Below are 26,567 nucleotides of genomic sequence, written 5' to 3'. Positions count from 1 at the left end.
CGTAACAGTGTTAGGACACTGTTACGCACTCACAGGGGGATGTTGCCGTGCTTGCGCGCGGGTGCGGCCTCGCGCTTGGTCGCCAGCATCCGCAGCGCCCGCCCCAGGTGGCCGCGGGTGTGTGCGGGGGCGACGACCGCGTCGATATAGCCGCGGTCGGCGGCGAGGTAGGGGTTGCAGAGGGTGTCCTCGTACTCCTGCTGCAGCTGCGCGCGGCGCTCGGCGAGCTCGTCGCCCGAAAGGCCGGCGAGCTCCTTGCGGTAGAGGATGCCCACCGCACCGGACGCGCCGGTCACCGCGATCTGCGCGGACGGCCAGGCGATGTTGAGGTCGGCACCCAGGTGCTTGGAGCCCATGACGTCGTAGGCGCCGCCGTATGCCTTGCGGGTGATCACCGTGAGCTTCGGGACCGTCGCCTCGGCGTAGGCGTAGATCAGCTTCGCGCCGCGGCGGATGATCCCGTCCCACTCCTGCTCGGTGCCCGGCAGGAAGCCCGGGACGTCGACGAACGTCACGACCGGGATGTTGAACGCGTCGCAGGTGCGGACGAAGCGCGAGGCCTTCTCCGAGGCATCGATGTCCAGGCAGCCCGCGAACTGGGTGGGCTGGTTGGCCACGACCCCGATGCTGCGGCCCTCGATCCGCCCGAAGCCCACCACGATGTTCGGCGCGAACAGCTCGTGGACCTCGAGGAACTCACCCTCGTCGACCACCCGGTTGATCACCTCTCGGATGTCGTACGGGGTGTTCGGCGAGTCCGGGATGATCGCGTCGAGCTCCCGGTCGCTGTCGGTGATGTCGTCGGCGATCGACCCGGAGGACGGCTCCGGTGCCGGGAACGACGGGGGCTCGGACAGGTTGTTGGACGGCAGGAAGCTCAGCAGCTCCTTGACGTAGGAGATCGCATCCTCCTCGTCGCTGCCGAGGTAATGCGCGACACCGGATTTCGTGTTGTGCGACCGTCCGCCGCCGAGCTCCTCCATCTCGACGTCCTCACCGGTGACGGTCTTGATCACGTCCGGGCCGGTGATGAACATGTGGCTGGTCTCGTCGACCATCACCGTGAAGTCGGTGAGCGCGGGGGAGTACACCGCGCCGCCCGCGCAGGGGCCCATGATCAGCGAGATCTGCGGGACCACCCCGGAGCTGCGCACGTTGCGCATGAAGATCTCGCCGTAGAGGCCGAGGGCGACGACCCCCTCCTGGATCCGCGCGCCGCCGCCGTCGTTGATCCCGATGACCGGGCAACCGATCTTGGCCGCATAGTCCATGACCTTGACGATCTTCTCGCCGTAGACCTCGCCCAGCGAGCCGCCGAAGACCGTGGCGTCCTGGCTGAACACCGCGACCGGGCGGCCGTCGATGGTGCCGGTGCCGGTGACCACACCGTCGCCGAAGGGACGCTTGTCCTGCATCCCGAAGTTCGTCGAGCGGTGCCGCATCAGCGCGTCGAGCTCGACGAACGAGCCCGGGTCGAGCAGTTGGTCGATCCGCTCCCGTGCGGTCTGGCGGCCCTTGGCGTGCTGCCGCTCGACCGCCACCGCCGAACCGGCGTGCACCGCCTCGTCATAGCGCCGGTAGAGGTCGGCCAGCTTGCCGGCGGTGGTGTGGATGTCGGGCTCGACGGGGTGATCCCCCGCGGGCCCCATCGGCTCGGTCGCGGCGCTCATGAAGGGGAAGCCTAACCCGCCGTAACGCGCGTGTGACGGGCATGGGAGGGCGGTCACGTGCCCGGCCGGGCGCGCCGGTCACCGAGCCGTTACCGTCACGCCCCGTGAGCTCGCACGCCTCCCCCCTCGACGCCGATCGGCTGCGCTCGACGCTGCTCGCCCCGGTCGGGCCGTGGGCGAGTCTGGACCTTGTCGAGCAGACCGGGTCGACCAACGCCGATCTGCTGGCCGCGGCCGCCGCGGGGGCGCCGGACCGCTCGGCGCTGGCCGCCGAACACCAGGTCGCCGGGCGCGGCAGGCTCACCCGGACCTGGGAGTCTCCCGCGGGATCGGGGATCACCGTCAGCGTGCTGTGGCGCCCCACCCGCGTCCCGGCCGACCGGTTGGGCTGGCTGCCGATGCTGGGCGGGCTCGCGCTGCTCGACACCGTGCGGGAGTTCTGCCCCGCCCCGGCCGGCCTCAAATGGCCCAACGACCTGCTGCTCGGCCCCGACCAGCGCAAGGCCGCCGGCGTTCTGGCCGAGATGACGGCGGTGACCGGCGGTGGCCCCGGGGTGGTCCTGGGTATCGGGCTCAACGTCGGGGCCCGCCGCGCGCGGCTTCCCGAGGGTGCGACGTCGCTCGCCGAGGAGGGGGCGACCGACGTCGATCGCACCGATCTGCTCATCGCCCTGCTCACCCGGCTCGCCGACCGCGAGGCCCGCTGGCGCGAGTCCGGTGGCGACGCCGAGGCGACGGGGCTGCACGCCGACTATCGGGCCGCGTGCATCAGTCTCGGTATGCAGGTCCGGGTGGAGCTGCCCGGTGGTGAGTCGCTGGTGGGGATGGCTGAGGACATCGACAGCCACGGCCGGCTGTTGCTGCTCGGCCCGGATGGCGCGCGCAGGCCGGTGGCCGCGGGCGACGTGGTGCATCTGCGACCGGCGAGCGGATGAGCCCGTCCCGCCCGCAGTGATCAAGAACTGCATGATCGACCCGCTACATTGGCGTGATGGCCTACCCGGACGGTCTGCTCGTCGATGGCGAGCGGGTCGTGCTGCACGAACATCCGCACTGGAAGATGTTGGTGGTGCCGGTGCTGGTGTTCCTGGTCACGGTCGGCGCGGGGGGCTATCTCGCCGCACTGGTCCGCAACCAGAACTGGGGCCGGGTCGCATGGATCGCGCTCGCCGCGGTCGGGATGCTGATCGTCGGCTGGCTCACCGTCGTGCCGTTCGTCCGCTGGCGGACCACGCATTTCGTGGTCACGACGCATCGCGTGCTGGTGCGCGAGGGGGTGCTGTCCCGGCAGGGCATCGACATCCCGATGAGCCGGATCAACAGCGTCCAGTTCCGTCACACCCTCGTCGAACGGCTGCTGCGATGCGGCACGCTGGTCATCGAGTCGGCGTCCGACGAACCGTTGGAGTTCGACGACGTGCCGGACGTCGAGAAGGTGCATGCGACGCTTTATCACGAGGTGGCCGACGATGCCTGAGACAACCACTGAGCAGACCGGAATCCGGCAGCTTCCGATGCACGTGCCGACCGACGGGCTCCCCGACCGGATCACCGTCTACGAGGTCGGCGCCCGCGACGGGCTGCAGAACGAGAAGACGGTGGTTCCCGTCGAGGTCAAGGCGGAGTTCCTCGACCGGCTCGCCGATGCGGGGCTCGCCACGCTGGAGGCGACCAGCTTCGTGCATCCGAAGTGGGTCCCCCAGCTCGCGGACGCCGCCGACCTGCTGGAACGGCTCGACCGGCGCGACGGGATCGACTATCCGGTGCTCGTGCCCAACGAACGTGGCCTCGACCGGGCGCTCGACGCGGGCGTGCGGCATATCGCGATCTTCGCCAGCGCCACCGAGACGTTCGCGCGCAAGAACCTCAACCGCACCCTCGATGAGCAGTTCACCATGTTCGCCCCGGTCGTGAAGCGGGCGCGCGGCGAGGGGCTGCGGGTGCGCGCCTACGTGTCGATGGCCTTCGGTGACCCGTGGGAGGGCGCGGTTCCCCCCGCGCAGGTGGCCGCCGTGGGCAAGCGGCTGGTCGAGATGGGCTGCTGGCAGCTTTCCCTCGGCGACACCGTCGGAACGGGCACGCCGGGGCACGCCGAGGCCGTGATCGACGCCTGCGTGGCCGCCGGGATCGGCACGGACGCGCTCGCCGTCCACTTCCACGACACCTACGGCCAGGCGCTGGCCAACACTCTCGCCGCGCTGCGCTGCGGCGTCACCACGGTCGACGCCAGCGCGGGCGGCCTCGGCGGCTGCCCCTACGCCGCCTCGGCCACCGGCAACCTCGCCACCGAGGACCTGGTCTGGATGCTCGACGGGCTGGGCATCGCGCACGGCGCCGACCTGGAGGCGCTGGTGGCGACCAGCGCCTGGATGGCCGGGAAGCTGGGACGCCCCTCCCCGTCGCGCGTGGTGCGCGCGCTGAACGGCTGAGCCCGTCAGACTGTCGGTGGCACTCGGCACACTGCTGCACACCCGAGGGGAGGGACCCGCCCATGGCCATGCCGCTGCGCCGCTCGTCGATGACGCTCGACGAGTACCTCGCGCTCCCGGAGGACGACTCGGCCCGGTTCGAGTTGCAGGAGGGGGTGCTCGTGATGGCGCCGCATCCACGTCCGCGTCACCAGAACGCGCTTTTCAGACTCGGTATGCAGATTCACCGGCAGCTCCCACCTGGGCTGCTGGTGCTGCTCGAGGTGGACGTGATCGTCCGGACCGAGGACCCGGCCATCGTCCGGTCGCCCGATCTCGTCGTCACCCGGGCCGCGAGCGACGAGGATCGGCTCGTCGCGGCCGACGTCCTGCTGGCCGTCGAGATCATCTCGCCGGGTTCGCGCAACGTCGACCTGCACCTCAAGCCCTTCGAATATGCCGAGGCCGTATCCCGCACTACTGGGTCGTCGACGTCGACCCGCCGGCGCCGACGATCACCGTGTTCGGCCCCGGCGCCCCCGGTGAGGGCCACGTCGAATGCCTCGCGGTGTCCGGTGAGCTGCGCGCGCCCACGCCGTTCGAGCTGCGGATCGACGTCGCCGACCTGGTGGCCGAAGGCTAGACCGCGTCTCCGCGCACGCCGAACATCCCGGTGAACGTGGCGCGGTAGACCACCGTCTCCTCGCGGTGCAGCCGAGCGCCCAGCTTGACCAGCCCCAGCTCGGGGCGGCTGCGCGAGCGACGGGCCGCCAGGATCTCCAGGCTCGCGGTCAGCACGTCGCCCGCGAACACCGGCGCGGGCCACGAGATCTCCTCCCCGCCCGGGGAGCCGAGCGCGGCCGCCCTGCTGAGCACGTGGTCGACGTAGGCCCGCATCCACAGCCCCGAGGTGTACCAGCCGGACGCGGCCAGCTGCCCGAAGATCGACTCCTTGCCAGCCTGTTCGTCGAGGTGGAACGGCTGCGGGTCGAAGCGCCGCGCGAACGCGATCATCTCGCCGCGGTCGATGGTGATCGTGCCGAGGTCGAAGACGCGACCCGGGGTGAAATCCTCGAAGGCGAGCTCGGGCATGCCGCGACCCTATGGGACCCGACGCGCCGTGCGCCGCCGCCTCGGGGCCGCAGCCGGTCTGCTGTGCCCGGACCGGATCAGCCGAGGGCGGCCAGCCCGGCCTTGGCGACCTCCTGGTCCTGGGTGTAGTGGCCGCCGCTGACGCCGATCCCGCCGACCACCGACTCGTCGACCTTGATCGGGTAGCCGCCGCCGAAGATGATCAGCCGCTGGATGCCGGCGACCGCCCCGGCAGCCAGCGGGGCATCGTCCTTGATGAAGTCGTGCCAGCCGTCGGTCGGCATCCCGAACCCGGCGGCGGTGTAGGCCTTGTCCTGCGCGACCTGGGTGGACAGCAGCGGCGCCCCGTCCATCCGGGAGAACACCTTGAGATTGCCGCCGGCGTCGCAGACCGCGATGCACATCGGCACGCCGATCTCGGCGGCCTTGGCCTCGGCTGCGGCGATGAGGCGGTGCGCGGCGTCGGTGCTGATGGTGGGCTGGGACACGGTGTCGGTCACGATGCTCCCTCTCGTCGATGTCCGGCCGGGGCCATCATGGTCCGAAACAGCTCAGCGCGGCATCGTGCACCAGCCCGTTCGACGACATCGCATCGCCGCCGGCGAAGGTCGCGGCCCCGGTCAGGTCGGAGAACCGCCCGCCAGCCTCCTCGATGATCACCTGCAGGGCCGCCAGGTCCCAGCTGCTGGCCTCGGGCTCGACGGCCAGGTCGAGGAGGCCCTCGGCCACCAGGCAGTGCTGCCAGAAGTCGCCGAACGCGCGGGTCTCCCAGCACCGGTCGGTGAGGGCCAGCCAGCTGTCGAACGTGCCGTGCTTGCGGAAGACGTCGGGGTCGGTCGTGGAGACGTAGACGTCGCCCAGCTCGGCGACGCCCGACACCGCGAGCCGGCGCGGTTCGGCCCCGGGCGTATCGGTCGTCCACGCGCCGGCACCCGCCGAGGCCCACCAGCGGCGACCCAGCCCCGGCGCGCTGGCCACCCCGATCACCGGCTTTCCGTGCATCGTCAGCGCGATGAGCGAGGCCCAGACGGGCAGCCCGCGGGAGAAGTTCTTCGTGCCGTCGATCGGGTCGAGCAGCCAGCCTCGGCCGCTCTCGGGCACGTCACCGCCGCGTTCTTCGCCCAGCACCCCGTCGCCGGGACGCCGTGTCGCGAGCTCCGCGCGCAGCGCGTCCTCGGTGGCGGTGTCGGCGTCGGTGACCGGGGTGCGGTCGGGTTTGCGCGTCACCCGCAGGTCGGTTGCGCGAAACCGGGGCAGGGTGGTCGCATCGGCGATATCGGCCAGCCGCAGCGCGAGGGAGAGATCGGCGTCCACGGTCACGAGCATGCCAGGCACCCCCGCGATCGCCCCCCATCGTGGTCTCCGTGCGCGTTTCGCGGCCTAAGCTGCTGATGTGACCACCGTCCTGCTCGCCGAGGACGACGGCGCGATCGCCGAGCCGCTGTCGCGAGCCCTGCAACGCGAGGGATACCGGGTGGACGTCGCGGCGGACGGCGTCGCCGTCCTCGACCGGGTCTGCAATGGCGACATCGACCTGCTCGTCCTGGATCTCGGGCTGCCCGGAATGGACGGGCTCGAGGTGTGCCGGCGGTTGCGCCCGGGCTTTCCCGACCTTCCCGTGCTCATGCTCACCGCCCGTACCGACGAGGTCGACTTCGTCGTGGGCCTGGACGCCGGCGCGGACGACTACGTCGGCAAGCCGTTCCGGCTCGCCGAGCTGCTCGCCCGGGTTCGCGCGCTGCTGCGCAGGCTCACCCCGGAGACCGTCGAGGTCGGCGGGGTGCGGATGGAGCTGTCCGGGCGCCGGGTGCTCGTCGACGGCTCCGAGGTGGCGCTGGCGAACAAGGAGTTCGAGCTGCTGCGGGTGCTGCTGCTGCGCGCCGGGCAGGTCGTCACCCGCGAGGAGATCCTGCGCGAGGTGTGGAACGACCCGGATCTCAAGACCTCCAAGACGCTGGACATGCATATGTCCTGGTTGCGCCGCAAGATCGGGGGTGAGCGCCGGATCGCGACGGTCCGGGGCGTCGGCTTTCGGTTCAACCACGACTGATCCCGGACGCCGATGCGCCGCCGAATCCTGCAGTCGACGCTCTTCGTGGTGGCCATCACCGCGCTGGTGCTCGGCGGCCCGCTGGCGATCACGACCTGGCAGCTGGTGGAGGACATCACCCGCACCGAGCTGACGTCGCGGCTGGAGCAGGTCGCCGCCCGGCTGGGCGACACCGCGGCGCCCGACGAGATCGACAAGGCCGCGATCGGGCTCGCCATCCCCGCGGGCGGGCAGCTCACCGTGACCCTGCCGGGACGGCCTACCCAGGTCATCGGCGCCGACGCCGGCGCGAACCCGGTGGCCGAGACCCTACCGCTCGGCCACGGTGGTTCGCTGATGCTCGCCGAGCCGCGTTCGGTGATGCGGACCGAGCAGGTGCAGGTCACGGTGATCGTGGTGCTGCTGGTGGTGCTCTCGGTCGGCACCGGGGCGATCGTTGCGACGGTGACGGCACGCAGGCTGGCCACCCCGCTGCTCGCCGTGGCCGACCGGGCGGCCAGGCTCGGCGGCGGTGACTTCCGCTCGGTGCCGCTGCGGCACGGCATCCCCGAACTCGACCGCGTCTCCGATGTCCTCGACACGTCGGCCGCCGCGCTGGCCGAGCTGGTGCAGCGCGAGCGCGCACTGGTCGGCGATGTGTCGCATCAGCTGCGCAGCAGGCTCACCGCGCTGCAGTTGCGGCTCGACGAGCTGGGCACCCACCCCGATCCCAGCGCCCGCAAGGAGGCGCTGGCCGCGCTGGAGCAGACCGAGCGGCTGTCGGGGGTGCTCGACGAACTGCTGGAGGCGGCGCGGCTGGCCAGGGCGGCGGGTGCGGAGCCGATGGACCTGCGGACGGCGCTGAGCTCGGTGGCCGACGAGTGGCGACCGGCGTTGCGGGCCGCGGGCCGCTCGATCAAGCTGCGGGTGCCCGACGGGCTGCTGGCGCGGGTGACCCCGGCGCGCCTGCGCGAGGCCGTCGGAGCGCTGGTCGACAACGCGACCCAGTACGGCGCGGGAACGGTCACGATCAGCGCGCGGGCGGGGGAGAACACGCTGGTCATCGACGTCAGTGATGCGGGCCCGGGGGTTGCCGACGAGCTGGTGCCGCATGTGTTCGACCGGGGCTTCTCGGCGGGCTCCTCGACCGGGCTGGGCCTGGCGTTGGCCCGCGCCCTCGTCGAGGCGGACGGCGGCCGCCTCGAACTCTCCAGGGCCCGCCCGCCGACGTTCACGATCTTTGTGCCGGTCGCCCGCGCCGAGGATGTGGTCGGCCTTCCGCGTCCGGCGGGCACTCCCCGCTGAGCGGAGCTGAGCGGTCAGGGACCGCCCACCGGGACCTGGCGGCGGACGTCCTCGTCGGGGAACACGAAGCGCCGGAACGCCCACCAGCGGAACGCCATCCCGGCGAGGACACCGAGGATCTGTCCGCTGATGAAGTCGGCCACCTCCTGGGTGACCAGACTCACGCCGGGCACCTTGAGGTCCAGCACATAGCGGGAGATGGCCAACGGCGCCGTGTACACCGCCACGCCGATGCCGCTGATCAGGAAGAACAGCGCGGCTTCGTGATGGCGCTCGCGGCCGCCGCGGGTGCGGAACGACCACTCCCGATTGAGCACATAGGACACGATGGTCGCGATCAGCACCGCGAGGACCTTCGCGGTGATCGGCTTGGGCTCCAGCACCGTGCTCTTGAGCAGCAGAAACACCGCCGTGTCGATCATCCAGGTCGTGCCGCCGACCAGGGCGAACTTCACCAGCTCGCGGTGCCTGATCGCGACGCCACGGTAGGGCTGTGGGATGAGCGCCAGCACCGACTCGACCACGGACACCCGGCCGATCGTGCCAGATCGGTTGATCGATGCGCCGTCAGGTCCGTACCCGGGGCGCCGGGATCCGCGGCCGCCGCCGTAGGCTTTGCGCATCGTGAGCACATCGAGCGGCATGCCTGCTGTCGGCATGGTCGGGGCGGGCCAGTTGGCCCGGATGACCCATCAGGCCGCGATCGCCCTCGGCCAGTCCCTGCGAGTGCTGGCCGTGCGGGCCGACGAGCCTGCGGCGCAGGTCGCGCCCCGGGTGGTTCTCGGCTCCGCCGACGACCTCGACGCGCTGCGCGCACTGGCCCGCGGCTGCCATGTGGTGACCTTCGACCACGAGCAGGTCCCGCAGGAGCATCTGCGCGCGCTCGTCGAGGCGGGGGTGACGGTGCGGCCGGGACCCGAGGCCCTGCTGCACGCCCAGGACAAGCTCGTCATGCGCCGCAGGCTCACCGAGCTGGGCGTCCCGGTGCCGCCCTACGCGCCGGTGACCGACCTGGCCGACCTCAAGGCCTTCGCCGCCGACCACGGGTGGCCCCTGGTGCTCAAGGCCGCGCGCGGCGGGTACGACGGCCGCGGGGTGTGGCTGCTCGACGGCCCCGATCCCGGCCCCGTCGAGGAACTGCTGGCCGCCGGGACCCCGCTGCTGGTCGAGCCCGCCGTCGCGATGCGCCGGGAGCTCGCCGTCCAGGTGGTCCGATCGCCGTTCGGCCAGGCCGCGACGTGGCCGATGGTGGAGACCGTCCAGTCGGACGGGCAGTGCGTGCAGGTGCTCGCCCCGGCGCCGGGGCTGGACGAGGGCCAGACGCTCGGCGCGCAGCAGCTCGCGTTGCGGATCGCCCACGAGCTCGGCGTCGTCGGGCTGCTGGCGGTCGAGCTGTTCGAGACCGACGACTGCCTGCTGGTCAACGAGCTCGCGATGCGCCCGCACAACTCCGGGCACTGGACGATCGAGGGTGCCCGCACCTCGCAGTTCGAGCAGCACCTGCGCGCGGTGCTCGACTACCCGCTGGGGTCGACCGAACCGACGGCACCCGCGGTGGTGATGGCCAACGTGCTGGGCGCGGCGCGGCCGCCGTCCATGGGTATCGACGAGCGGCTGCACCATCTGTTCGGGCGCTTCCCGGACGTCAAGGTGCATCTGTACGGCAAGGCGGAGCGGCCGGCGCGCAAGGTCGGCCACGTGACGGTGCTCGGCGACGAGCTCGCCGCCGTGCGGAGGCGGGCCGTGCTGGCCGCGGAGTGGCTCGCCACCGGGATCTGGTCGGACGGCTGGTCGCCGCACGGCTACGCGGCGGAACGGAGGGTGCGCGGTGGCTGAGCCGCAGGTCGGCGTGATCATGGGCAGCGACTCGGACTGGCCGGTGATGGGAGCCGCGGCCGAGGCGCTCGCCGAGTTCGAGGTGCCGCATGAGGTCGGCGTCTACTCCGCGCACCGCACCCCGCAGCGGATGCTCGACTATGCGACGTCCGCGTCGCACCGCGGCCTGCGGGTGATCATCGCGGGCGCCGGCGGGGCTGCCCACCTGCCCGGGATGGTCGCGGCGGCCACCCCGCTGCCGGTGATCGGGGTCCCGGTCCCGCTGCGCCAGCTCGACGGGCTGGACTCGCTGCTGTCGATCGTGCAGATGCCGGCGGGCGTGCCGGTCGCCACCGTGGCGGTCGGCGGGGCGCGCAACGCCGGTCTGCTCGCGGTCCGGATCCTGGCCGCCGCCGACCCGGGTCTGCGCGAGCGCATGCGGCGGTTCCAGGCCGCCCTCGAGCGGACCGTCCTGGACAAGGACGCCACGTTGCGGGCCTCGCTGGGCACCAGCTGAATCCGGCCCCTTGAAACCGCATTGCCGATCTGCGCCGCGCGGCCGTACCGTGGCCGTACACGAGAAGGGAGGTGGTCCAGCGTTGATTAGCTGCAGGACTCGTGAGGTGGCTGTCCGCTAGCACCGCAGGACTCGTTCTCCGACGGCCAGTGGAAGCCGGACGTGGTGCCGGCGAATTCCAGGCAGTCGCCCGTGATCCCCGGGCCCGAGCCCGTCCAGCTCGGCGTGCGCGCCCTCCGCGGCGCGGCCCGGGGATCACGCATGCCCACCCGCGTTCTCCTCAGGCGGACGCGGTGCGTTCCAGGCGTTCCACTGCATCCTCGAGGCGGCGCGCGACGTCGCTCAGCTCGTCGCCGGTCTCGAACGGCAGCAGCCCGGCCACCCGGCGGAACTGCTCCCGGCACGTCCTGGTTCCGGCGGCGGTGGCCCCTTCGGTCAGCCAGGTCCGCAGTGCGAGGTTGTGCGAGGCGACGACCGCCGCGGCGATGACCGCGGCCCGCAGCTCCCCGTCGGGCGCCTCGGCGAGCCGGGCCCGCAGCTGCCGGGTGAACAGCCGTCGGTAGCGGTCGACGCTCGCGGCCTCCCGGTCCCGCAGCGCGGGAACGTGATGGGTCAGCGCGAAGCGCTTGTGGGCGACGACCGGGTCGTCGAAGTACAGGTCGAACACGGTCTCGCCGGCCCGCAACACCACCGACAGCAGCGGCTCGTCCGGGTGCGCCTCGGTGAACACGGCCTCCACCCGGGCGAGGCTCGCCTCGTGGTCTGGTGAGACCGCGTCCTCCTTGCCCCGGAAGTAACGGAAGAACGTGCGGCGCCCGACGCCGGCGGCGGCCGCGATGTCGTCGACGGTCGTCTCGTCGTAGCCGTGTTCGGTGAACAGCGTGACCGCGGCGTCGACCAGGTGGCGGCGTACCTCGGCGCGGCTCTCGGCGGAACGGCCGCGGCGCGCGGGGGAGCTGGCGTCCGGGCGATTCATGGCACTCAGGGTATCATTCCGGTTGAATGATGGCACGGAGTGCCGTTAGTCTGGCAACCGAGCAGCGGACCACTCGCGGACAGGAACGAGGATATGAACCCTGACTTCGACATCTACCGGCTCAGCGATGAGCATGAGGCGTTGCGCGACGCGGTGCGCGCGCTCGCCGAGAAGGAGATCGCACCTCATGCCGCCGAGGTGGACGAGCAGGGGCGGTTCCCGCGCGAGGCGTGCGAGGCCCTCACCAAGGCGGGCTTCCACGCCGTGCACCTTCCCGAGGCCTACGGTGGCCAGGGCGCCGACGAGCTGGCCGGCTGCATCGTCATCGAGGAGGTGGCGCGAGTCTGTGCGTCCTCCTCGTTGATCCCCGCGGTCAACGGGCTGGGTACGATCCCGATCCTGCTCTCGGGATCGGAGGAGCTGAAGCAGCAGGTCCTGCCGTCCATCGCGGCGGGCGAGGCGATGATCTCCTACGCGCTGTCCGAGCGCGAGGCCGGTTCCGACGCCGCCTCGATGAAGACCCGGGCCCACCGCGACGGCGACAACTGGGTTCTCAACGGCACCAAGTGCTGGATCACCAACGCCGGCGAGTCGACCTGGTACACGGTGATGGCGGTGACCGACCCGGAGAAGCGGGCCAACGGCATCTCCGCGTTCGTGGTCCACCGCGACGACCCTGGCTTCGAGGTCGGCCCCAAGGAGCGCAAGCTGGGCATCACCGGCTCGCCGACCCGGGAGATCTACTTCACCAACTGCACGATCCCTGCCGACCGGATCATCGGCGCCGAGGGCACCGGGTTCAAGACCGCGCTCGCCACGCTCGACCACACCCGCCCGACCATCGGCGCGCAGGCGCTGGGTATCGCGCAGGGCGCGTTGGACATCGCGATCAGCTATGTCAAGGAGCGCAAGCAGTTCGGCAAGCATCTGGCCCAGTTCCAGGGCCTGCAGTTCATGCTCGCCGACATGGCGATGAAGCTGGAGGCGGCGCGCCAGCTCGTCTACGTCGCGGCGGCCCGCGCCGAGCGGGGCGAGCCGGACCTCGGGTTCATCTCCAGCGCCGCCAAGTGCATGGCCAGCGACGTGGCGATGGCCGTGACCACCGACGCCGTTCAGCTGCTCGGCGGTGCGGGCTACACCAGGGACTTCCCGGTCGAGCGGATGATGCGCGACGCCAAGATCACCCAGATCTACGAGGGCACCAACCAGATCCAGCGCGTGGTCATGGCCCGCGCCCTCCTGCGCTGACGCACCTGTGAGTGGCAGTGATCGCTCTAGCGATCACTGCCACTCACAGGCGGCGCAGCCGCACTAGAGCAGGTACCGGAAGAGCGAGCTGTCCGGCGGCACCCGTTCGATCCGCGGTGGCGCGGCGTCCATCCGCTTCAGCAGCGCATCGAGGTCCTCGGGACGGCCCAGCTCGATCCCGACGAGCGCAGGCCCGGTCTCCCGGTTGCTCCGCTTGACGTACTCGAACAGCGTGATGTCGTCGTCCGGGCCGAGGATGTCGTCGAGGAAGCGGCGCAGCGCCCCCGGCTCCTGCGGGAAGTCGACGAGGAAGTAGTGCTTGCGGCCCTCGTACACCAGGGCCCGCTCGATGACCTCGGCGTACCGGCTGACGTCGTTGTTGCCGCCGGAGAGCACACAGACGACGGTCGATCCCGGGTCGATGTCCAGCGCGTCGAGCGCGGCCGGCGCGAGTGCCCCGGCGGGCTCGGCGATGATCCCGTCGGACTGGTACAGGGCCAGCATCTCCACGCAGACCCGGCCCTCGGGCACCAGGGTCGGGGCCACGCCGGCATCCCGGACGATGGCGAAGGTGACCTCTCCGACCCGGCGCACGGCGGCACCGTCGACGAACGGGTCGAGATCCTCGAGGACGACGGGTGCGCCCGCGGCCAGCGCCGCCGCCATTCCGGCCGCCCCCGCCGGCTCGGCACCAGCGAGCCGGACGTCCGGGTTCCGGTCGCCGAGCCACGTCGCCATTCCGGCCAGCAGGCCGCCGCCGCCGACGGGAACCACGACCAGATCGGGCGCGCGGCCCAGCTGCGAGATGATCTCCCGGGCGACGGTGCCCTGGCCCGCGACGGTGCGCGGATCGTCGAAGGCCGGGACGAGGGTGGCGCCGGTGTCGTTCGCATCCGCGATGGCTGCGGCGGCCGCCTCGTCGTAGGTGTTCCCGCCGACCACGAGGTCGACGAACCTCCCGCCGAGCGTCGCCACCCGCTCCCGCTTCTGGCGGGGGGTGGTCCGGGGCAGATACACCCGCGCCGTCACGCCGAGCCGGGCGCCGGCGAACGCGACGCCCTGGGCGTGGTTGCCTGCGCTCGCGCAGACCACGCCCCGCTCGCACGCCGCCTCGTCGAGCTGCGCGATGAGGTTGTAGGCGCCGCGGATCTTGTACGAGCGCACCGGCTGCAGGTCCTCGCGCTTGAGCCAGACCTCGCCGCCCACGGCCTCGGACAAACGAGGTGACAGCTGCAACGGGCTGGGCCCGATCACGGGACGCAGGCGTTCGGCAGCGGCATCGACGTCCTGGGCGGTCACCGTGTTCACGTGCGTCACGGTCCCACGGACGGCCCAGTGCCCAGCACAGGGGTTATTGGCGGGTCCGCGGTCCGGGAGACCACGACGGCGGGGCGGGAGCACGGGGCGTTACGCTCCGCCGGGTGACCGATCGGCCGCGCCGCCGGCCCGCCGATCCGGCGCTGGTCGGGGTACTGCGAATGCCCGACCCCGCGGTGGGGCCGGCCGTCTCGTTGTTGCGCAGGATCGCCATCGCGCTCGGCGCGCTGTTCGCCAGCGCCGTGATCGTCTACCTCGGCCGGGACGGCTACGTCGACTCGAACAACCCCGGCCCGCTCACGTTCATCGACGCGCTCTACTACGCCACGGTGTCGCTGTCCACCACCGGCTACGGCGACATCACCCCGGCCACCCAGTCGACCCGCCTGGTGATCACCCCGCTGCGGCTGCTGTTCCTCATCGTCCTGGTCGGCACGACGGTCGAACTGCTCACCGAGCGCTCCCGCCAGGCGTTCCGAACCCAACGTTGGAGGTCACGCGTGCGCGACCACACCATCGTCGTCGGCTACGGCACGAAGGGCCGCGCCGCGGTGGACGCGTTGCTGGGCGACGGCACCGAACCATCGGAGATCGTCGTCGTCGACGTCGACCGCGCCCAGCTCGACGCCGCGTCCGCGCTCGGGCTGGTCACGGTCACCGGGAACGCGACGCGGTCGAGCGTGCTGCGCATCGCCGGCGTGCAGCGGGCGGCCGCGCTCGTCGTCGCGGCGAACCGGGACGACACCGCCGTGCTGGTCACCCTGACCGCCAGAGAGCTGGCCCCGAAGGTCAACATCGTGGTGGCGGTGCGGGAGTCGGAGAACGTGCATCTGCTGCGCCAGTCGGGGGCGAGCTCGGTGATCGTCTCGGCGGAGACGGCGGGTCGGCTGCTCGGGGTTGCCACGACGACGCCCAATGTCGTCGAGGTGATCGAGGACCTGCTCACCCCGGAGGCCGGGTTCGCGATCAGCGAGCGCCCGGTCGAGGAGGCGGAGGTCGGCGGCTCGCCGCGGCATCTCCCCGACATCGTTCTCGGGGTGGTCCGCGACAGCAAGCTCTACCGCGTCGACGCCGCCGCGGTCGATGCCCTGGAACGGGGCGACCGGCTGCTGTATGTGCGCAAGGCCAGCCTTCCCGAGGACGACTGAGATCCGGCGTACCGTCCCGGCGGTGGCGGACGGGAGGCCGTCGGCACGGGTCGTAAGGTCCCACGGCGTGCGCGTAGCCACCTGGAACGTGAACTCCGCCAAGTCGCGACTGCCCCGGCTGCTGGCCTGGCTGGACCAGCGGGCGCCCGACGTCGTCTGTCTACAGGAGACCAAGCTCTCCGACCAGGCCTTCGCCACGACCTTCGACAGCGCGCTCGCCGAGCGCGGCTACCAGGTCGCGCACTTCGGGCAGGGCCGTTGGAACGGGGTCGCCCTGCTGTCGCGGGTCGGCCTCGACGACGTCGATCGGGGCCTGCCCGACGAGCCGTGCTTCCCGGAGCCCGGGTCCTCTCCTGATGCCCGCGCGATCACGGCCACCTGCGGCGGGCTGCGGGTCACCTCGGTCTACGTGCCCAACGGCCGCACCCCCGACGACCCGCACTACGGCTACAAACTGCGCTGGCTCGACGCGCTGCGCGCGATGCTCGCCTCGGGTACGCCCGGTTCCGCCGTCGTCGCCGGGGACATGAACATCGCCCCGACCGACGCCGATGTCTGGGATCCGGACCTGTTCGTCGGATCCACCCATGTCACCCCGGCCGAACGCGCCGCGTTGGGTGAGCTGATGGCGCTGGGCCTGCACGACGTCGTCCGCGAACGCTGGCCCGGGCATCGGGTCTTCTCCTACTGGGACTACCGGGCCGGCCGCTTCCACCAGGACAAGGGCATGCGGATCGACCTCGTGCTCGTCGGCGCGGACGCCGCGGGCCGGGTACAGGCCGCCTGGGTCGACCGGGCCGCGCGCAAGGGCTCCGGGCCCAGCGACCACGCGCCCGTGATCGTCGACCTCGACGAGGCGCCAGACGGGGACATCGGACCCGTCGTCCCGCCGCCGACCACCCCGGCGAAACTGCCGCATCTGTCCTGATCCCGGCGACGTGATCGGGCCGGTTCATCCCGTACTGCGCTATTCCCGGCATGGACGGACGATGTCCCGCGAACGTGCAGCACAACACCAAGTCGGGGATCTCATGAACATTCGACGAAGCCGCCTCGCGGTCGGCACGATCTTGGCCACGCTCGCCCTGGCGGGCGCCGCGGCATGCAGCTCGCCCAACCAGCCGGCACCGGGGCCGGCCCCCGGAGCGCCGCCTCCGGCGAGCGACCCGGCCGCCGCGCCCGGCGCCGGTCAGGCCACCGACGCCCAGCGGGCCGCGCTCGGGCAGGCCCACCAGGGCGCGCTCGCGCTCGTCGCGCTGGGTGGTCTCGGCGCGCAGCAGGGCGCGAGCGAACAGGTCCGGACGCTCGGCCCGCAGCTGCAGGAGCAGGGCCAGAGCCTCGACCAGCAGATCCGCAGCGCCGCCAACGCGCAGGGGGTCGCGCTGGGTGACCAGCTCAGTGCGCAGCAGCAGAGCATGCTGGCGGATCTGCAGTCCCGCACCGGCCAGCCGTTCGACCAGGCGTGGCTGCGGGCCGCGCTCGATATGCAGCAGCAGGCTCGCGACGCCGCGAACGCGGTGCTCAACGATCCGAATGCCACCCCGGAGGCCGAGGCGGCCGCACAGCGCACCCTCGCCCAGCTCGATGCGTTGCTCGCGCAGCTGCGGCAGGCGGCCGGCGAGGCCGGCTCGGCGACCCCGGGTTCGGTGAACGCCGGCACCGGCGGCCAGGCGGCGACGCAGACCGCACCGATCGGCGCCATCGGCCTGATCGGCCTTGGCGCGGTGCTGCTCGGGGGGGTCGGCTGGTGGTGGTGTCGCCGCCGCGCCTGACGGTGTCTCGCAGGCGCCGGTGGCCCGCGGTCCTCATCGCCTGCTGCGGTGTGCTCTGCGTGCTCATCGGCGTCGTGCTGGTCGCCGTCCGTCCCGCCGCCGAGGCGGGTGGCGCGCTGGGCACCGGCGGCACGGCGCCCGCCGCGCCCGAGTCCCTGCCCGCGGCGCCGGGAACGGTCCCGGTCGCGCTGGCGCTCCCGGCGCGAGGGATCGGCGCGCCGATCGTCGCGGTCGGGACCGATCCGGACGGCGGTCTCGTGGTGCCCGACCCGCCCTCGACCGTCGGGTGGTGGGCCCCGGGTGCGCTGGCCGGCTCCGGCAGCGGGACCGTCGTTCTCGCCGGGCACGTCGACTCCCGGGTCGAGGGCCTCGGAGTGTTCGCCGTGCTCCCCGAGCTCGCGGCCGGGGAACCGGTGTGGGTGCGCGGACGCGACGGGCGGGTGATCGAGTACGAGGTCGTCGCGCGCAGGCAGTTCGCCAAGGCCCAGTTGCCGGCCGAGCTCTTCGCCCGTGACGGCGCCCCGCGGCTGGTCCTGATCACCTGCGGTGGCCGGTTCGACCGCTCGACCCGCAGCTACGCCGACAACGTGGTGGTTTACGCCGTCCCCGCCCCGGCTCCAACCCCCGCCCACCGGTGATCGGCGTTTCGGCGCCCTGAGCCGCGCCGGTCGCGGTCGTCCCCTCCCAAACGGTGATCATGCGGGTGGCGGAGCCCGGTTCCGGCGGGAGCCGCCCGGGCCCGGATCCGGCGTCGGTACCGTGAACGCCGTGAGCACCAGCACCACAGCGTCCGCCGAGCGGCCCCACAGCCCCGAGTTCGACGCCGTCCGCGCCGCCGCCGAGCGCGCGGCCGCGGCTGCCCCGGGAGTCCGGGCGGCGGGCGGAGCGGCGATCGACGCCGCGCTACGGACGGCGGCCGGGCTGCTTCGCGACCGCGCGCCCCGGTTGCTGGCGGCCAACGCGGACGACGTGGCGGCCGCCGAGGCCGGTGGAATGGCTCCGGGTCTGCTCGACCGGTTGCGGCTCACCCCGGAGAGGCTCACCGATATGGCCACCCAGCTCGAGGTGCTCGCCGCCACCCCGGAGCCGCCGGTGCAGCGCGAGGTCCGGACGCTGCCGTCGGGGGAGCGGGTGTTCGAGCGGCGCATTCCCGTCGGGGTGATCGGCGCGGTGTTCGAGGCCCGCCCGAACGTCACTGTCGACGTCGCGTCGCAGGTCCTCAAGGCCCGCAGCGCCGCGGTGCTGCGGACCGGCTCGGCGGCGCTGGGTTCGGCGCAGGCGCTGGTCGAGCAGGTCATCGCCCCGGCGCTGCGCGGGCACGGGATCCCCGCCGCCGCCGTCGCGCTCGTCCCGACCCCCGGGCACGCCGGGGCCGAGGCGCTCGTCGCGCTGCCCGATCTGGTTCCGCTCGTGGTGGTACGCGGCAGCGGCGAGGTCACCCGCAAGCTGTCCGCGCTCGGGGCGACCGCCGGCACCCGCGTGCTGGCCCACGCCGACGGCGGCGGCGTGCTCTACCTCGACGCCAGCGCCGACCCCGACCTCGCCGCGCGCCTGATCGTCGAAGGCACCGACCGGCTCGGCGTCTGCAACCGGCTCAACCTGCTGCTGATCGACCGCCCCGGCTACGAGCGGCTCTGGCCCATCGCCGAGCGGGCGCTGGTCGAGCGCGGCATCACCCCGAGCCTGCCGCCGCACGGACATCGGCTCGGCCACGAGTGGGCGCTCGACTCCGGCTCCGAGGCTCATGTGACCGTCGCCACAGTCGACGGCCCGGCCGAGGCCGCCGCGACGGCCGCCCGCGAGACCAGCGGCCTCGCCGCCACGGTCTGCGCCACCGACGAGGCCGCGGCCACCGCGTTCGTCGACGCCTACACCGGTACCGGCGTGTTCTGGAACACGACCACCCGGCTGCTGGACGGCTACAAGCTGCTCGGCCTGCCCGAAACCGGCATCAACGTCGACCGCACGCCCGGCCCGCGCGGCCCGGTGACCTACGTCGATCTGGCGTTGCGCCAGTTCGTCGTGCTCCCGCCCGCCTCATAGCACCCCGAGAGGCGCCGCCGCCGAACACGATGGCTGGACGAGTGGCGCCGCCGGGCTAGGGTCGGGGCGTGCCAGCCTTCGAACTGCATCGGGTGACGTTGCCCAACGGACTGCGCGTGCTGCTCGCGCCGGACCCCACCACCCCCGTCGTCGGCGTCGCGGTGCACGTGGATGTCGGTTTCCGTTCCGAACCGGAGGGTCGAACCGGGTTCGCCCACCTGTTCGAGCACCTGATGTTCCAGGGCAGCGAGAGTCTCGAGAAGCTGGCCCATTTCCGGCACGTCCAGTCCTCGGGTGGGGTGTTCAACGGCTCCACCCACCAGGACTACACCGACTACTTCGAGGTGCTGCCCGCCGCGGCGCTGGAGCGCGCGCTGTTCCTCGAGGCCGACCGGTTGCGCGCCCCCCGGCTGACCGAGGAGAACCTGCGCAACCAGATCGACGTCGTCAAGGAGGAGATCCGGCTCAACGTGCTGAACCGGCCCTACGGCGGGTTCCCCTGGATCCTGCTTCCGCCGGTCCTCTACGACACCTTTCCCAACGCGCACAACGGCTACGGCGACTTCTCCGAGCTGGAGCAGGCGAGCCTCGACGACGCCGCCGCCTTCTTCGACACCTACTACGCGCCGGGCAACGCGCTGCTCACGGTGGTCGGACCGATCGAGGTCGACGAGACGCTGGCGCTGGTCGAGAGACATTTCGGGGACATCCCGGCCCGTCCGACGCCGCCGCGGCCGTCGTTCGGCGAGCCGCTGCCTGGCGCCGAGCGGCGTCAGTCGGTGCCCGACGTCCACGCCCCGCTGCCCGCGCTGGCCCTCGGCTACCGGATCCCGGACCCGTCGACAGAGCTGGACGACTACCTGGGCCACGCCCTGCTCGCCTCGGTCCTCGGCGATGGCGAGGCCGCCCGGCTGCAGCGCCGGTTGGTGCACGCCGACGGGCTGGTCACCGATGTGTCGGCGAGCAACGGGCTGATGGGCGCCCTCGACGCCCGCGACCCCGACACGTTCACGATCACCGCCGTGCACCCGGCGAACGTCGATCCGGACAAGGTCCTCGTCGCCGTCGACGAGGAGCTCGATCGCCTGGCCTCCCACGGCCCGGCCGCCGAGGAACTGGCCCGGCAGTCGGCCCGCTGGGCGGCGGCATTGCACCACGAGGACGACCGGGTGATGTACCGGATGCTCGGCCTCGGCGCCCGCGAACTGTTGTTCGGACGGGCGGAGCTCACCTTCGAGCTGCCCGAGCGGCTCGCCGCGGTGACCCCGCAGCGGGTGCAGGCCGCCGCCGGCGCGCTGCGCTCGGCGGGTCGTGCGGTGCTGCTGGTGGAACCGGCGAGCAAGGGGGAGACCGAGTGACCAGGGTGACCGATTCGACCCGCGCGCACCGCACGGCCGAGGAGATCGGCCGGACCGCCCGGGGGCCGCGCCCGCTGCCGCCCCTCGGCGAGACCCGGTCGGTGCCGCTGCCCGCCGTGGCGACCCAGACTCTGCGCTCGGGGTTGCGGGTGCTGGCCGCGCACCGGCCCGGGGTGCCGATGGTCGAGGTCCGGCTGCGGGTGCCCTTCGCTGGTGACGAGCGCGAGCACCCCGCACGGGCGGAGCTGCTGTCCTCGACCCTGTTCACCGGCACCGCCGCCCGCGACCGGGTCACCATCGACGACGAGCTGGCCGCCGTCGGCGCCGACCTGGACGTCGGCGTCGACCCGGAGCGACTGCAGATCGTGGGCTCCGGGCTTGCCGCCGGGCTGCCGGCGGTGCTCGGGGTGCTCGCCGACGTCCTCACCGGCGCCGCCTACCCCGACGCCGAGCTCGCGCGCGAGCGCGACCGACTCGTCGAGCGAATCATCGTGGCCCGCGCACAGCCGCGGACGATCGCGCGGGAAGCGTTGCAGCGCAAGCGGTTCGGCGACCATCCGATCGTGCGTGAGATGCCGGCCGGGCCCGACGTCGCCGCCGTCGAGGCGGAGCAGGTGCGCGCGCTGCACGCCGCGGCGCTGGTTCCGGGCGGCTCGACGCTGGTGCTCGTCGGGGATATCGACCCGCAGGCCGCGATCGCCCAGGTCGAACAGGCCCTGGGCGGCTGGACCGCCGACCACCCCGCCCGCGAGCTCGCGCTGCCGCCCGCGCTCGTCCCGGGTGACCTGGAGCTGGTGCATCGTGCCGGCGCCGTGCAGTCGCAGTTGCGGCTGTCCGCGCCTGCCCTGCCGCGCGCCGACGAACGCTACGCCGCGCTGCAGCTGGCCAACCTGGTGTTCGGCGGCTACTTCTCGTCCCGGCTGGTGGAGAACCTGCGCGAGGACAAGGGCTACACCTATCACGCGAGTTCGGGGGTCGAGTTCGTTCCGGGCGGTGCGGTGCTCGGCGTCGAGACCGACACGGCCACCGGCGTCACCGCGCCCGCACTGCTGGAGTGCCGTTACGAGCTGGGCAGGCTCTCCATGGTTCCGCCGACGGCCGAGGAGGTCGAGGCCGCGCGCCGCTATGCCATCGGCTCGCTGCTGATCTCGCTCGACAGCCAGGGCGGTCTGGCCTCGACGCTGTCCTCGTTGGACGCCGACGGGCTGGACATCGACTGGCTGCGCGACCGGCCGCAGCGGCTGCAGGCGGTGACCACCGAGCAGGTGGCCGAGGTGGCGCTGGAGTTCTTCGCGCCCAGCCGGTTCACCGGTGTGGTGGTCGGGGACGCGGAGGTCGTCGGCGCCGGGTTGCGGGCGCTGGGAGGGATCGGGTGACCCGCACGGCGGGGGACTTCGACCTTGTCGTCGCGCCGGTGCTGTCGCGTTCGGTCCTGCTGCGTGACGAACCGCTGCGCACCGACGTCGAGTACCAGCGCGCCGGGTGGGCCGCGGCCCGCGTCGTCCTCGTCGACGAGCGGGGGCGCACCCCGGTCACCTGGGACACCCCGCCCGGGGCCACCTTCCGCGACGGCGACGCCGCGGGCTGGGACGCCGCGGCCGGCTCGGGTGGGCGGCTGCGGACCAGGGCCGCGACCGAGGTGGCCGACGCGCCCCCTGGGGAGGCGGTTCTGCTCGGCGAGTACGAGGGCGTCGCCTACTGGGCGATGCGGGGCAGGCCGGATCTGCTTGCCGGGGAGGATCCGACGGCGTGGGCCGACCTGCGTGCGGTCGGCGCCGCCCTCGACGCGCTCGGGGCGGGCCTGCTGACCACGGCCGTCTCGGTGCTGAACTGGCACGATGCCGCGCGGTTCTGCGCTCGGGACGGCTCGCCGACCGAGCCGTACAACGCCGGCTGGGTGCGTCGCTGCGCGGAGGGTCACGAGGAGTATCCGCGCACCGATCCCGCCGTCATCTGCCTGGTCCACGACGGCGCCGACCGGATGCTGCTCGCCCGCCAGCCCGTCTGGCCGCCGGGCCGGTACTCGGTGCTGGCCGGCTTCGTCGAGGCCGGGGAGTCCCTGGAGGCGTGTGTGGAGCGGGAGATCCGCGAGGAGGTGGGGTTGGAGGTCCGCGACGTCCGTTACCTCGGCAGCCAGGCCTGGCCGTTTCCGCGCTCGCTGATGGTCGGCTTTCACGCGCTGGCCGACCCCGACGAGCCGCTGCACCCGGACGACGGCGAGATCGCCGAGGCGTTCTGGATCACCCGCGACGAGGTGCGCGCGGCGCTGGCGCGGGGGGACTGGGACCAGCGCCCGGAGCCCGGGCAGCGGGTCGTGCTGCTGCCCGGCCGGGTCTCGATCGCCCGCTCGATGCTGGAGTCGTGGGCCGCGTCGGGGTGAACCCCTACCTCCCCGCCGCCCCCGTCACCCCGGCCACCCCCGTCGAGAACATCTACCGGGGTTGTCCATCGGGCTGTGGGTGGCGGTGCTGTGGTGGGCCCGTCAGCCGACGGCGCTGTGGTGGGCCGGCGTGCTGCTCGCGGTGATCGTGACGCTGAAGATCAGGGTCAACGTCGAGCCGTTCGACTGCCTGACGGGCCGGGTCTGGTTGAGCGTGCTGGTCCGAGGACATGTCACGATCCTTTCCGGGCATGGGGCAGCAGGAGCACGGCGACGTGGTCGAGTAATGCGCCGATCTCGGCGTCGGCGGGGGAGAGTTCGTAGGCATGCCGGTGACAGGCCCGGCTGAGCCCCTCCCACGCCGCACATGCCGACCGCGACCACTCCGGCGGGGCCAGGACCTGGAGCACGACGAGTCGCGAACGCATGGACGCGCGGGGCAGCTCCGCACCGACGCGGGCGCACAACCGGGAGACGATCTCCTCCAGCGCGAGGCGTCCGAGGTGCGCCGCCGCACGGGCCCGCTGCCGGGCGGGAACGGCCACCTTCTCGTCGAGGACAGCCCGGGCGAGCTCCAGCAGGTCTGCGGCCTGGCCGAGGAGATGCACGGTCACCGAGCCTCCGCCCGCAGGTCGTCCACGAGCCGTTCCACATCGCGGACGGCGCCTTTCGGATCGGAGGTGAGTCCGCTGTGGACCTTCGGACCGGCTACCGTGAGCGCGGCGCGGCGCCACGGCTTGGCGCCGATCCACCGGTCGATCGATTTCTCCGGGTCACCGTGCAGCGCCAGGGCAAGGCGTTGGCGCTGATTCCTCGCCTTGTTCCAGGTCGACTCCACCTCGTGTCGTTCCCGGCCCGCTGAGAGGGAGCGTGCGAAGTACACGTCCCGGGCGGCGGTCTCCACCGCTGAGCGGCAGAGCCAGGGCAGCACCCGGCGGATGATCTCCGGGGTACTCCCGGATCGTCCGACAGCGCGAACGCGTCCTGGACGTCTCGACGGGAGGGGTCGAGTGCACTGCTGATCGAGACGGCGGAGTTGGCCGAGCGGTCGACCTCCAGGATCCGGGCGTTCACGGCCAGCCTGCGGCAACCGGTCGTCGTGGGAGAACACCACCACCTGCCGTGTTTCTGCGAGGTCGGCGAGCACCTCCACGAAGGCGTCGATTTTGCTCGGGTCCATCGCCTGGATCGGGTCGTCGAGCACGATGAACCGGAACGGGCTCTCCGGGCGGGTGGCGCGCGGAATGAACAGGGCGAATGTGAGGGCGTGCAACTCGCCGGTGCTCAAGACCCCGAGCGCGCCCGCGGGCGCCCCGTCCACCTCGGCCGCGATGTCGACCCACCGGATTTTTCCGACCGGCTTGGGCAGGGTGATCGATCTGATGTCGACGTTGCTTTCCTGGCGGAGGGCGGCCCAGATCCGCTTCGTCTCGTCGGCGAGCTGGGCAACCGCACCACCGGGGGGATCATCTTCACCACCCTGCAGAAGTTCGGGAGGACGAAGCTGGAACGCGAGTCCGGCCGCAACCACCCGCTGCTGTCGGACCGGCGCAACATCGTCGTCATCGTGGACGAGGCGCACCGCAGCCACTACGACAGCCTCGACGGCTACGCCCGCCACCTGCGCGACGCCCTGTCGCACGCCACGCTGATCGCGTTCACCGGAACGCCCCTCGCCGGGGCCGACCGCGATACCCGCAAGGTCTTCGGCGACCACATCGACGTCTACGACCTCACCCGCGCCGTCGAGGACGGCGCCACCGTCCCGGTCTATTACGAAAGTCGGCTCATTCCCGTTCAGCTCCCCGAGGACGTCGACCCCGAGGAGATCGACGAACGCGCCGACGAGGTCACCGTCGGTCTGGACGACTCCGAACGCACCCGCATCCAGCAGGCCGTCGCCGCGATGAACGCCGTTTACGGCGCGCCCGACCGGGTGCGCACGCTCGCCGCCGACGTCGTCGAGCACTGGGAGAACCGGCGGGCGCGGATGCTGACCCAGATCGACGGCCCGGGCAAGGCGATGATCGTCTGCGCCACCCGGGAGATCTGCGCCCACCTCTACGCCGAGATCATCGCGCGGCGCCCGGACTGGCACAGCGACGAGCTGGACAAGGGCGTGCTCAAGGTCGTCTACACCGGCGACCCGGGCGACCCCGACCCGATCCGCCGCCACGTCCGCCGGCCGGCGCAGAACAAGGTGATCCAGCAGCGGATGAAGGACCCGGACGACGAGCTGGAGATCACCATCGTGCAGTCGACGTGGCTCACCGGGTTCGACTCGCCGCCGCTGCACACCCTCTACCTGGACCGCCCGATGCGCGGCGCCCAGCTCATGCAGACCCTCGCCCGGGTCAACCGCCGGTTCCGCAACAAGTGCGATGGCCTGCTCGTCGGCTACGCCCCGCTCACCGACAACCTCTACCGGGCGCTCGCCGAGTACACGGTGCGCGACCAGGAGACCAGGCCGATGGGGCGCGATCTCGACGACGCGCTGGCGAAGGTCCGCGAGCTGCACCAGACGATCGGCGACGTCATCCTCGCCGGCTCCGACTGGCGCGCCCGGCTGGCGGTGCCCGGGCCGAAGATGTTCATCAACACCGTGCTCGGCGCGGTCGAGTACCTGCGCACCCCGGGCAACCAGGGCGGCTCCGAGGACGGGGAGGGCGGCGACGAGCCGCTCGCCGAACGGTTCCGCAAGGCGTCGGCCAACCTCGCCCGCTTCTACGCGCTGTGCGCGAGCACCGGGGCGATGAACCCCTACCGCGACGACATCGCCTACTTCGAGGCGCTGCGCCGGCTGATCGAGCAGGAGACGCGCCGGGCCACCCGGCACAACGTGGTGCGCCGGCAGAGCTTCTCCGACCGGCTGCTGGAGCTGATGCGCCGCTACACCAGCCAGAACCTGTCCGCCGCCGAGGTCATCGCCGAGATGGTGGCGATGGCCCGCGAGGTCGCCGCCGACGCCGCCCGGGGGAAGCGCTTCGACCCGCCGCTGACCGACGGCGAGCTGGCCTTCTACGACGCGGTGGCGCAGAACGAGTCCGCGGTCGACCAGATGGGCACCGGGATGCTGGCCGACATCGCCCGCGACCTGGTGGCCGCGCTGCGCCGCGACGTCACCACCGACTGGGTGTCGCGCGACGGCGTGCGGGCCAAGCTGCGCACCACCGTCAAGCGGCTGCTGGCCAGGCACGGCTACCCGCCGGACGCCCAGGCCCGCCGCCACCCGGCTCGTGCTGACCCAGATGGAGACCTTCGCCGAGGAGTGGGCGCCGCGCGGCCGAGGTCGCCGGTGGTGCGGCGGGTGCGTCGCCTCGTCCTCCTCGACGGGCCGTCGCTCGCCGACCATGCTGGCCGTATCCGCATGCGAAATCGTCCATGCGCAAGCATGATGCTTGCATGGGGACCATTCATGTTCGTGAGGTGTCCGAAGGCACGCTCCGCACGCTCAAGGTGCGCGCAGCGCGGTCCGGCCAGTCGCTGCAG

At 72.4% G+C, this 26,567-nt stretch carries 27 protein-coding genes and 3 pseudogenes; 20 read left to right on the top strand and 10 right to left on the bottom strand.

Annotated features, from left to right (window positions below; translation table 11 throughout):
- Positions 1–29: 29 nt before the first annotated feature.
- Positions 30–1,670, bottom strand: coding sequence for an acyl-CoA carboxylase subunit beta (locus tag G567_RS0113505; protein WP_028930415.1), 1,641 nt, complete (start codon positions 1,668–1,670; stop codon positions 30–32).
- A gap of 104 nt (positions 1,671–1,774) precedes the next feature.
- Here G567_RS0113505 and G567_RS0113500 point away from each other — a divergent pair, with 104 nt between their 5' ends.
- The 5 genes and pseudogenes from G567_RS0113500 to G567_RS36660 all read left to right on the top strand — a co-directional run bounded on the left by G567_RS0113500 (position 1,775) and on the right by G567_RS36660 (position 4,721).
- Entirely contained in the window at positions 1,775–2,605 is an 831-nt protein-coding gene (locus tag G567_RS0113500; RefSeq protein ID WP_028930414.1) for a biotin--[acetyl-CoA-carboxylase] ligase, read from the top strand.
- A 56-nt stretch (positions 2,606–2,661) separates the two neighbouring features.
- Complete coding sequence (locus tag G567_RS0113495) at positions 2,662–3,147, top strand: PH domain-containing protein (protein ID WP_028930413.1); 486 nt, start codon at positions 2,662–2,664, stop codon at positions 3,145–3,147.
- Positions 3,140–4,099, top strand: a complete 960-nt coding sequence (locus G567_RS0113490) for a hydroxymethylglutaryl-CoA lyase (protein ID WP_037057112.1) — start codon at positions 3,140–3,142, stop codon at positions 4,097–4,099. Before G567_RS0113495 ends, G567_RS0113490 begins: the two co-directional genes overlap by 8 nt.
- 62 nt (positions 4,100–4,161) lie before the next feature.
- Positions 4,162–4,533 (top strand): annotated as a pseudogene (locus G567_RS37190) (Uma2 family endonuclease); the annotation flags it as partial.
- A gap of 65 nt (positions 4,534–4,598) precedes the next feature.
- Positions 4,599–4,721 (top strand): hypothetical protein, encoded by a 123-nt coding sequence (locus G567_RS36660; protein WP_261763867.1) that lies wholly within the window; start codon positions 4,599–4,601, stop codon positions 4,719–4,721.
- On the opposite strand, the gene G567_RS0113475 is transcribed toward G567_RS36660, so the two are convergent.
- The 3 genes from G567_RS0113475 to G567_RS0113465 all read right to left on the bottom strand — a co-directional run bounded on the left by G567_RS0113475 (position 4,718) and on the right by G567_RS0113465 (position 6,496).
- Positions 4,718–5,170 carry a MaoC family dehydratase gene (locus G567_RS0113475; protein WP_028930410.1) on the bottom strand — a complete coding sequence of 151 codons (453 nt, stop codon included), beginning with the start codon at positions 5,168–5,170 and terminating at the stop codon, positions 4,718–4,720. The genes G567_RS36660 and G567_RS0113475 overlap by 4 nt on opposite strands.
- Positions 5,171–5,247: 77 nt before the next feature.
- A complete protein-coding gene (locus tag G567_RS0113470) occupies positions 5,248–5,670 on the bottom strand; it encodes a GlcG/HbpS family heme-binding protein (RefSeq protein ID WP_028930409.1) in 423 nt (140 codons plus the stop codon).
- 34 nt (positions 5,671–5,704) lie between these two features.
- Positions 5,705–6,496, bottom strand: a complete 792-nt coding sequence (locus G567_RS0113465; RefSeq protein ID WP_037057110.1) for an inositol monophosphatase family protein — start codon at positions 6,494–6,496, stop codon at positions 5,705–5,707.
- 67 nt (positions 6,497–6,563) lie between these two features.
- On the opposite strand from G567_RS0113465, the gene G567_RS0113460 reads away from it, so the two are divergent.
- Together G567_RS0113460 and G567_RS0113455 are read left to right on the top strand one after the other, a co-directional pair.
- On the top strand, positions 6,564–7,220 hold the full coding sequence (locus tag G567_RS0113460) for a response regulator transcription factor (protein ID WP_028930407.1): 657 nt from the start codon (positions 6,564–6,566) through the stop codon (positions 7,218–7,220).
- Between the two features lie 12 nt (positions 7,221–7,232).
- Positions 7,233–8,504 (top strand): ATP-binding protein, encoded by a 1,272-nt coding sequence (locus G567_RS0113455; RefSeq protein WP_028930406.1) that lies wholly within the window; start codon positions 7,233–7,235, stop codon positions 8,502–8,504.
- Positions 8,505–8,518: 14 nt separating this feature from the next.
- Here G567_RS0113455 and G567_RS0113450 read toward each other — a convergent pair whose 3' ends face one another.
- On the bottom strand, positions 8,519–9,034 hold the full coding sequence (locus G567_RS0113450) for a GtrA family protein (protein WP_028930405.1): 516 nt from the start codon (positions 9,032–9,034) through the stop codon (positions 8,519–8,521).
- A gap of 94 nt (positions 9,035–9,128) precedes the next feature.
- Here G567_RS0113450 and G567_RS0113445 point away from each other — a divergent pair, with 94 nt between their 5' ends.
- The gene (locus G567_RS0113445) at positions 9,129–10,340 is read left to right on the top strand and encodes a 5-(carboxyamino)imidazole ribonucleotide synthase (protein WP_028930404.1); all 1,212 of its coding nucleotides are present in this window, start codon (positions 9,129–9,131) and stop codon (positions 10,338–10,340) included.
- On the top strand, positions 10,333–10,836 hold the full coding sequence (purE, locus tag G567_RS0113440; protein WP_028930403.1) for a 5-(carboxyamino)imidazole ribonucleotide mutase: 504 nt from the start codon (positions 10,333–10,335) through the stop codon (positions 10,834–10,836). Before G567_RS0113445 ends, purE begins: the two co-directional genes overlap by 8 nt.
- Before the next feature lie 280 nt (positions 10,837–11,116).
- Here purE and G567_RS28670 read toward each other — a convergent pair whose 3' ends face one another.
- Positions 11,117–11,812, bottom strand: a complete 696-nt coding sequence (locus G567_RS28670) for a TetR family transcriptional regulator (protein WP_037057109.1) — start codon at positions 11,810–11,812, stop codon at positions 11,117–11,119.
- Between the two features lie 93 nt (positions 11,813–11,905).
- Here G567_RS28670 and G567_RS0113430 point away from each other — a divergent pair, with 93 nt between their 5' ends.
- Positions 11,906–13,060, top strand: coding sequence for an acyl-CoA dehydrogenase (locus G567_RS0113430; protein ID WP_028930402.1), 1,155 nt, complete (start codon positions 11,906–11,908; stop codon positions 13,058–13,060).
- 63 nt (positions 13,061–13,123) lie between these two features.
- Here the strand turns inward: G567_RS0113430 and ilvA are convergent, their stop codons facing one another.
- Complete coding sequence (gene ilvA, locus G567_RS0113425; RefSeq protein WP_028930401.1) at positions 13,124–14,359, bottom strand: threonine ammonia-lyase IlvA; 1,236 nt, start codon at positions 14,357–14,359, stop codon at positions 13,124–13,126.
- Between the two features lie 179 nt (positions 14,360–14,538).
- Between ilvA and G567_RS0113420 the strand changes: the two genes are divergently transcribed.
- The 8 genes from G567_RS0113420 (at position 14,539) to nudC (ending at position 23,078) form a co-directional block, all read left to right on the top strand.
- Positions 14,539–15,525 (top strand): potassium channel family protein, encoded by a 987-nt coding sequence (locus G567_RS0113420; RefSeq protein ID WP_084796126.1) that lies wholly within the window; start codon positions 14,539–14,541, stop codon positions 15,523–15,525.
- 67 nt (positions 15,526–15,592) lie between these two features.
- Complete coding sequence (locus G567_RS0113415) at positions 15,593–16,453, top strand: exodeoxyribonuclease III (RefSeq protein ID WP_028930399.1); 861 nt, start codon at positions 15,593–15,595, stop codon at positions 16,451–16,453.
- A 103-nt stretch (positions 16,454–16,556) separates the two neighbouring features.
- Positions 16,557–17,297: a DUF4142 domain-containing protein gene (locus G567_RS32085; RefSeq protein WP_051232949.1), complete on the top strand. Its 741-nt coding sequence runs from the start codon at positions 16,557–16,559 to the stop codon at positions 17,295–17,297.
- Positions 17,279–17,935 carry a class F sortase gene (locus tag G567_RS28660; protein ID WP_161631703.1) on the top strand — a complete coding sequence of 219 codons (657 nt, stop codon included), beginning with the start codon at positions 17,279–17,281 and terminating at the stop codon, positions 17,933–17,935. Before G567_RS32085 ends, G567_RS28660 begins: the two co-directional genes overlap by 19 nt.
- Positions 17,936–18,065: 130 nt before the next feature.
- On the top strand, positions 18,066–19,340 hold the full coding sequence (locus G567_RS0113400) for an aldehyde dehydrogenase family protein (protein WP_051232983.1): 1,275 nt from the start codon (positions 18,066–18,068) through the stop codon (positions 19,338–19,340).
- Between the two features lie 68 nt (positions 19,341–19,408).
- A complete protein-coding gene (locus tag G567_RS0113395) occupies positions 19,409–20,698 on the top strand; it encodes a M16 family metallopeptidase (RefSeq protein WP_028930397.1) in 1,290 nt (429 codons plus the stop codon).
- Positions 20,695–22,074 carry a M16 family metallopeptidase gene (locus tag G567_RS35500; protein WP_028930396.1) on the top strand — a complete coding sequence of 460 codons (1,380 nt, stop codon included), beginning with the start codon at positions 20,695–20,697 and terminating at the stop codon, positions 22,072–22,074. Before G567_RS0113395 ends, G567_RS35500 begins: the two co-directional genes overlap by 4 nt.
- Positions 22,071–23,078, top strand: coding sequence for an NAD(+) diphosphatase (nudC, locus tag G567_RS0113385; protein ID WP_028930395.1), 1,008 nt, complete (start codon positions 22,071–22,073; stop codon positions 23,076–23,078). Before G567_RS35500 ends, nudC begins: the two co-directional genes overlap by 4 nt.
- A gap of 102 nt (positions 23,079–23,180) precedes the next feature.
- Here the strand turns inward: nudC and G567_RS36655 are convergent, their stop codons facing one another.
- From G567_RS36655 to G567_RS36865, 3 genes are read right to left on the bottom strand one after another with little or no spacing between them, the layout of a single operon-like run.
- Positions 23,181–23,315 (bottom strand): hypothetical protein, encoded by a 135-nt coding sequence (locus G567_RS36655; protein ID WP_261763847.1) that lies wholly within the window; start codon positions 23,313–23,315, stop codon positions 23,181–23,183.
- Entirely contained in the window at positions 23,312–23,692 is a 381-nt protein-coding gene (locus G567_RS0113375) for a hypothetical protein (protein WP_154667150.1), read from the bottom strand. The genes G567_RS36655 and G567_RS0113375 overlap by 4 nt, the downstream gene beginning before the upstream one ends.
- Entirely contained in the window at positions 23,689–24,009 is a 321-nt protein-coding gene (locus G567_RS36865; RefSeq protein WP_028930393.1) for a hypothetical protein, read from the bottom strand. The genes G567_RS0113375 and G567_RS36865 overlap by 4 nt, the downstream gene beginning before the upstream one ends.
- Positions 24,010–24,177: 168 nt before the next feature.
- Here G567_RS36865 and G567_RS33220 point away from each other — a divergent pair.
- A pseudogene (locus G567_RS33220) lies at positions 24,178–26,238 on the top strand (type I restriction endonuclease subunit R); the annotation flags it as partial.
- Positions 26,239–26,459: 221 nt separating this feature from the next.
- A pseudogene (locus G567_RS37185) lies at positions 26,460–26,546 on the top strand (hypothetical protein); the annotation flags it as partial.
- Between the last annotated feature and the right edge of the window lie 21 nt (positions 26,547–26,567).

Source organism: Pseudonocardia asaccharolytica DSM 44247 = NBRC 16224 (genome assembly GCF_000423625.1).
GTDB lineage: Bacteria > Actinomycetota > Actinomycetes > Mycobacteriales > Pseudonocardiaceae > Pseudonocardia > Pseudonocardia asaccharolytica.
The sequence above is the reverse complement of the archived record's forward strand: the minus strand, read 5'-3'. Positions and strand labels throughout refer to the sequence as shown.